Source organism: Spirulina sp. LEGE 11439 (genome assembly GCF_059821285.1).
On record NZ_JCAMRX010000021.1, the window covers coordinates 87,889 to 94,656 of the forward strand.

Here is a 6,768-nt window from a genome sequence, read left to right on the forward strand (position 1 = left end):
GTTGAAAAATTCAAATTTTCCTGTTTGTTCTTATAATGAGTGGGATTTACTTGAAGAAGTAATTGTTGGTAATGTAAAAGGAGCGATTTATCCCTACCTTGACATTATTAATAAATGGACGTTTCCTCAAGAAGAACTGGAATCTATCAAGGAAATCTTTGTTGCTCATGCTTGTTACCCAGAAGAATTAGTAGCAGCTGCCGAAAAAGACCTCAATGGATTTATTGATATTCTCGAGTCAGAAGGTGTTAAAGTTCGTCAAGTCGAGCCGAGAAATCATAACCAATCTTATGCAACTCCAGCATGGCAAATGCCGAATGGTTTTTGTGCCGCAAATCCTCGGGATGTCTTTTTGGTTATTGGCAATGAAATTATTGAAGCTCCTATGGCCGATCGCAGTCGTTACTTTGAAGCATGGTCATTTCGCCCTCTATTACGAGAATATTTTCAAGCAGGAGCAAAATGGACGGCAGCTCCAAAACCACAACTATTGGACGAACAGTACAACTTTGATTTCCAGTTTGCTAAACCGGGAGAAAAGTTAAAATTTGTTGTTAATGAATTTGAACCCGTCTTTGATGCAGCCGATTTTGTACGCTGCGGACGAGATATTTTTGGGCAGCGAAGCCATGTTACCAACCAGTTAGGAATAAAATGGCTTCAACGTCACCTGGGAGATGAATATCGCATTCATACGTTGGAGTCACTTTATCCTTATAATGTTCATATTGATACCAGTTTTATGCCTCTCGCTCCTGGAAAAGTTTTGGTTAATCCTGAATTTATCAACATTGATACACTGCCCAAAATTCTCAAAAGTTGGGATATTTTGGTTGCGCCAAAACCCAATTATAATCCGAAAGTTAAACTGAATTTGATGAGTGAGTGGATTGGGGTTAATGTTCTCATGTTAGATGAAAAAAGAATCGTAGTAGAGAAATCTCAAGAGGCTTTAATTAAATCTTTAAAAGATTGGGGTTTTAAGACTATTCTTTGTGAATTTGAACATTACTATCCTTTCCTTGGTTCTTTTCACTGCGCGACCTTGGATGTGCGTCGTCGTGGGACGCTTCAATCCTATTTTTAAGGTTGAAGATTGGGTTATTCTTTCTCTTCAGAAGCAGAAAAAACTCCAAGATTGGGGAAATTCTCTGAGGTGGTTGAACCTCTTAACTCTTTTCCTTTGTAGGATATCAGTAAAATAATGCCACTGAGAACCATTGCCGAACCCAGATAATCATAACGATTGAAGGTTTCGCCCAGAAACCAAAAAGAAAGAAAAGCTGCCGCTAAGGGTTCTAGGGTGCGGAAAATCGCAACCTCATTACCGGGAACCCATTGCTGACTAAGGTTTTCTAGGACACCAACAAGAGCGATCGCAACTACTCCTAAATAAAGCAATCCCCAGATATTATCCGCGATCGCCATCCACTCATTAGCCAGCTCGGGAGCAGACCAAATTAAGCCGAGAATTGCAGGAATCCAGCAACTCACTGCTGCTAACTTTAATGGAGGATGAATGGCGACGGCACGTTCGATGACAATAATATAGACTGAATCTAAGATAGCAGCAAGGATCATCCAAATGCTTCCAATTAAAGGCTCTCCACTTTGCCAAGACATCAGAGTAATTCCGGCAAAAGCTAATGTCGCACAAAAAAGAGAAATGGGAGGAAGAGATTTGCCTTGAAGAATTTCCAAGAGAGTCACAAACACTATACTTAAAGCAAACGTAAATCCGGCTCGACTGGCAGATATATCCTCGAGTGCCACGCATTCAAGAAAGGAAAGACCGAAAAAGAGCAATCCGATAATCGTACCATCTCGAATTAATGACCGATTCAGATTGCAGAGTAAGGGAGATAAAACCAAGGCAGCAATAGCATAACGACTTGTGGTCAATAATTGCGGAGAAAGACCGAAAACAACTTTTTTGATGATAGGAAAACCCGATCCTAAAATCAAGCTGACTCCTGCCAGTAAAATGAAACCGAGAATATAGCGCGATCTTTGGTTTTTCTCTACAGTTGAATTTTGATGATTATTTGATACAGATTCATTCATAATAAGATTGTAAGTTAAATCGAACTGAACGCGGATTAATGATAATATATTCATCGTGCATTCAAAGGTAATTATGTTGATAGCCCCAGTCAACCAAAATTTTATTGACAATGGCTACATTGTCGCAGAAAATATTATTTCTCAATCCCTTGCTAACAATCTGTACGAGGAGGCTCGACAAATAGAGGCAACTATCCCGGTAGAAGAATCGATGATTATGGAAGGAATCTATTGTGGGGATGATTGGTTCACCTGTTTGCCTAATTATCCAGCTTTTGAGCAAGTTGGCAAATCTCCTGCTTTGATCGAACAAATCGAGCAAATATTGCAAAGTCCTTGTGAATTGGTTCTCTGGTTTTTGCGACGAATTAATACTGGACAAGGCGATCGATTATGGCATCAAGATGTTGATATTCTCTATAGCGGGGCTAAAATTGGTGTTACTTTTTCTTTAATAGGGAGTGAAGGGAAAGATGACATTTTGCAAGTAATCCCTAAAAGTAACAGTTGGCCAACGCCGAAGAAAGAAAAAATGCACGTTTCTCATCCTAATGAATTAACTTTAAGGATTTCCGGACAAACGGCAGTAATTCAAGACCCTTTACTCTGGCATACAAGTCTTCTAAATGTTTCCAAAAAGTCGCAATGGACGCTCTTTCTCTACTATAAAATTGCCAATTCGAATGATTAACTTTCAGAGAAAACTCATATTTTCTCTGATATTGAAGAAACCGAAGATCGATGCAGAGGGCAACTTTTTTGGCTTTGATGAGGGGCAGAAAACTGAAAGGGAAAAAACAAATAGCTTTCGTTGTCATCAGCTAAAACAGTTACGTTTGCATGAGCATGATCCCGCTCTTCCTCGGGTTTCCACGGCATCACCATAGGATGAGGTGGAATGAGATCGTACTTTTCTACTTTTTGATAGATCGTTCGGCGAGGTTCTTCTCCCCAACGCTTCCACGCTTTTTCAAATAAGTCTTCTGGATTAATAACCATTGTTAAACCCGGTCCTAAATTGCGCGATCGCCGATTGTGATTGGCTGGAGTACAAACATTCACAAATAAACTACGCCCTCCCAAACAATAACGCCAATTAGAATTGCTGGAATCGGTAGGAATATCGGCAGGCCAAGGAATGCGATCGTATTGGTGTAACCCATTCAAAAAGATATACGCTTGTTCGGCATAATATTCCAAGGAATGCTCTGCTTCTTCTGGTGGCAAAAAGACAACAAGGGTCAAAAAAAGCGGATCGTCCCCTGTAGAATCCCGAGCAAAGTTCCCTTCTTCTTCTAAGTAAAGATAAACGGCTTCGATAAGATGCTCGTAAGATTCTGGTGTTTGAACCAAAGGAGCGATCGCATAGCGGATCATTTCTTTCTGTTCGGCTAATGTACCAAAGAAACAGGGAAAATCTTCCTGACGCATAGTGTTCGCAAAAGTGTTATAACTCTGGCTAACCCAGTTAGGAAGTTGACTACCGACGAGAGCTGATTCAAGTTGAGTTTTTTTCCAGAGCGGAGTTGAGGAATTTGGCGATAAGCGATCGATAATCTTTGACATTTGCTGTGAAATCCTTTGCTTTTATGCTGCACTTAAAAGTCCCCAGTCATTACCAATCTTAAGAAGGCGCATTTGCCAATTCGATACTTGTTCGTAACTCATATTGTGAGTATCGCAAGAAGCCGTCCACATATTGCCGTAAATCAGAGGATCGTCAAAACGAATTAATTTTGACTCTCGTATATTATGAGCTTGTGGCGTTCCGGGAATCGGAATAATTGCATTAGGAACGGTAAAAAAATTTAAGCTGGGATTAATTCCTTTTAATTCTTGATAGAGGTCGTGAATCGCCTCTTCGAGATACAATAAACTATCTTCATCATCATCGGGTAAGCCAACAATAATACCATAGCTAATGTTAGGAACTCCTGCTCGAGTAATGGTTTTTAGCATCTGACAATGCTGTTGCCAAGGTAATAGTTTCTTGTAGTTTTGTCGGCCGATAAAAGGACGTTCTGCGGGAATATAAGCATAAAAACAGCCGACTTTCCCATCCCATCCCCACATTGCTTCGACCATTTCTTCATCTGGGAGGAGGTCATCAGGGTTGCGATCGCGACCTCGACCCCGAGTGGCCTTGCGAATTTCTATGCCATTAGGCCAAGCGACCGGTAACTCCCATTCTCGCAATTGACTGACAATATCAAGAATTTCTTGCCGTCCTTCGTCCCCAAATAAAACCCGCCCTAAAAATTGGTCGGATTCTAAGGTAATACTACGGGCACCTGCTGCTTTTTGTCGCCAACACCACTCTAAAGTACGTTGGGGAGTCATGCGTAAATACCCCGTGCGGTAGGTTGGAGTTTGGCAGAAATTGCAAGTGCGATCGCAACCGAGATCGGCAATAACCGAGCCGATGGGTAATAAAGCGATCGCTTCGTCAGGCTCGAGAAATTCTGATGTATTCCCCAAACAGGTTTGCGCCACCTCTACGGTTGGCAAATCCCAATCTTGGGGGTGTAGGGGGTGTAAGGTTTTCTGATATTGTCTGCCATCGGCAAAAACAACTCCCGACAGAGGCGATCGCGGCTCTTTTCCCAAGATATAATCAAAAATCGACCAATTAGCTGCCCCAGACTTATCTATGACGATCGCCTCTGCACCTGCTTGGAAATAGGGCTTTGGTTCGGCTAAAACGTCCGACCCTCCCATAACAATAGGTTTCTTACCCTCTGCTAAATGTCGTACTATTCGACAAGCCATTTCCCGATACATGGTGAAGTTATTGGTAACCCCCCAAGCATCGCAGGCATGAGGATCGAGGGATGAAATTTGGCGACCTCGAATCACTTTGCGTAGCGTCATGCCTTTCCATTGCACCGTGCCTAATTCTTCTTCCTCCGAACCTTCCTTAAGATTGAATAGCTCAACCTCAAATCCACCCGCAAGCAAATTCGCCATCAGAATTTGCTTGCTAATCAGAGGACTATCATTGAGTTCCACCCAATTATTACCGTTAGGGTCAAGGAGATAGAGATAGGGCAACTCTATAAGTCCTATTTTCATCGATTGGGCAATATAACATCTCACCAGTAAATCATACTATTTTTCGATCCAGAAAAATAATAGAGTTATATTCATGAGAAGCCATCAGAAAGATTAAGCGATCGCAAAGAGAGAGAGAACGAGAAGCTCAAATTGCGTTACACTAAATTAGTTGTAGTCTAAAACACAATCAGAGCCATATGGAGCAAGATTCATTGCCCACAGAGATTATTTTGACGCACCCCCAAGAAAATTTGGGGGAAGTGTATTTAGATTGGATGCCGCAACCGGGGAATTATGTCGATGTTGCTGGTAAGACTTACGCCGTTTTAGAACGCCATCACCACTATCGCTACAAGATTGATGGATATCGCCTCAACAAAATTTCCATTTACGTTCAATCGGCAAAACCGCCTCAAGAACGAACTCAAGTTGACGGACACTGGATTATTGGCGATGCAAATTGCCGCTTTAATGCGCGATCGGAACTCTTGCGCTGTGCGGTAAATCCAGAAGGTCCTTGTTTGGGGTGTCAGTATTTTGAACAGTCCCCACATCACTGTCACCCGTCATCAGTTGCAGATTGCGGAGTATAAAATTAGCTTATTGTTTCTCCAGCTTTTAAGCGAGAACCGTTGACGAAATCCCAACCAGATTGGGGTCGCTTGCCGGATAATTGTATTTCTTGTAAGAGTAATAATCCTGTTCCAGTTTGTACGATTGCGCCCAATTTCTTGATAATACCGACAATTTCTCCCGGTTGTCCGGTCATGGTTGATAAATTAGCAGATTGCAATCGCTGTTGAATTTCTGAGGGCAATTGCGATCGCCATTCTTCTCCGATCGGAATTGTTGCCAAGATTTTCAAAGGTTTCTCGCGAAATTGGGCGACACAGTTCGGATAAAATGCTCGAATCTGATTGTGAAGTGCGATCGCGGTATGCGTCCAATCCAAACGATAATCGGCTTTTAAAATTAAAGGGGCATAAGTTGCCAAGCTATTATCTTGAGGAATGGGAGTAATATCTTTTGCTTGTAATTTCAATAGCGTTTCTACTAATAAATCAGCACAACTTTCTGAAAGCGCGATCGCAACCTGTCGAGCATTATCGAGGAGAGAGATCGCCAGAGAAGACTTTAATAACATCGCTCCTGTATCCATCCCGATATCCATGAGCATTGTTGTCATTCCCGTTTCAATTTCCCCATGATAAATACACCATTGAATCGGAGCCGCCCCGCGATATTGAGGCAACAGAGAACCGTGACCATTAATGCAGCCCAAACGAGGCATATCAAGAATTTCTTGAGATAGAATTTGACCGTAGGCAACAACAATAAACGCATCGGCATCAGTTTCTCGCAGTAAATTGAGAGTTTTCTTGGCCTTCTTAATTTGTTTGGGCTGCCAAACTGGAATTTGATGCTCTAGAGCAATTTTTTTAATCGGAGAAGGAATAAGTTTTTTACCTCTTCCTCTTGGGCGATCGGGCTGCGTCACTGCCGCCAAAACCTCGATTTCCGGCTCATTTAACAATCGTTCTAAACTGGGAACAGCAAACTGTGGCGTACCAAAAAAAACAATTTTCATTCCTCTTGTAACTGGTGACTGGTGACTGGTGACTGGTGACTGGTGACTGGTGACTGGTGACT

At 42.0% G+C, this 6,768-nt stretch carries 7 protein-coding genes; 3 read left to right on the forward strand and 4 right to left on the reverse strand.

Features of this window, described 5'->3' with window-relative positions:
* Nucleotide 1: 1 nt before the first annotated feature.
* Nucleotides 2-1,087, forward strand: a complete 1,086-nt coding sequence (locus tag AC6RV6_RS15385) for an amidinotransferase (RefSeq protein ID WP_500241749.1) — start codon at nucleotides 2-4, stop codon at nucleotides 1,085-1,087.
* Between the two features lie 14 nt (nucleotides 1,088-1,101).
* Here AC6RV6_RS15385 and AC6RV6_RS15390 read toward each other — a convergent pair whose 3' ends face one another.
* Nucleotides 1,102-2,064, reverse strand: a complete 963-nt coding sequence (locus AC6RV6_RS15390) for a DMT family transporter (protein ID WP_500241750.1) — start codon at nucleotides 2,062-2,064, stop codon at nucleotides 1,102-1,104.
* Nucleotides 2,065-2,137: 73 nt separating this feature from the next.
* Between AC6RV6_RS15390 and AC6RV6_RS15395 the strand changes: the two genes are divergently transcribed.
* Nucleotides 2,138-2,755 carry a phytanoyl-CoA dioxygenase family protein gene (locus AC6RV6_RS15395; RefSeq protein ID WP_500241751.1) on the forward strand — a complete coding sequence of 206 codons (618 nt, stop codon included), beginning with the start codon at nucleotides 2,138-2,140 and terminating at the stop codon, nucleotides 2,753-2,755.
* Nucleotides 2,756-2,769: 14 nt separating this feature from the next.
* Here AC6RV6_RS15395 and AC6RV6_RS15400 read toward each other — a convergent pair whose 3' ends face one another.
* Together AC6RV6_RS15400 and AC6RV6_RS15405 are read right to left on the reverse strand one after the other, a co-directional pair.
* Nucleotides 2,770-3,630 carry a YqcI/YcgG family protein gene (locus AC6RV6_RS15400; protein ID WP_500241752.1) on the reverse strand — a complete coding sequence of 287 codons (861 nt, stop codon included), beginning with the start codon at nucleotides 3,628-3,630 and terminating at the stop codon, nucleotides 2,770-2,772.
* 21 nt (nucleotides 3,631-3,651) lie between these two features.
* Complete coding sequence (locus AC6RV6_RS15405) at nucleotides 3,652-5,136, reverse strand: radical SAM protein (RefSeq protein ID WP_500241753.1); 1,485 nt, start codon at nucleotides 5,134-5,136, stop codon at nucleotides 3,652-3,654.
* 179 nt (nucleotides 5,137-5,315) lie between these two features.
* On the opposite strand from AC6RV6_RS15405, the gene AC6RV6_RS15410 reads away from it, so the two are divergent.
* The gene (locus tag AC6RV6_RS15410; protein WP_500241754.1) at nucleotides 5,316-5,711 is read left to right on the forward strand and encodes a DUF6464 family protein; all 396 of its coding nucleotides are present in this window, start codon (nucleotides 5,316-5,318) and stop codon (nucleotides 5,709-5,711) included.
* A gap of 2 nt (nucleotides 5,712-5,713) precedes the next feature.
* Here the strand turns inward: AC6RV6_RS15410 and fmt are convergent, their stop codons facing one another.
* Nucleotides 5,714-6,706 carry a methionyl-tRNA formyltransferase gene (gene fmt, locus AC6RV6_RS15415; RefSeq protein ID WP_500241758.1) on the reverse strand — a complete coding sequence of 331 codons (993 nt, stop codon included), beginning with the start codon at nucleotides 6,704-6,706 and terminating at the stop codon, nucleotides 5,714-5,716.
* Between the last annotated feature and the right edge of the window lie 62 nt (nucleotides 6,707-6,768).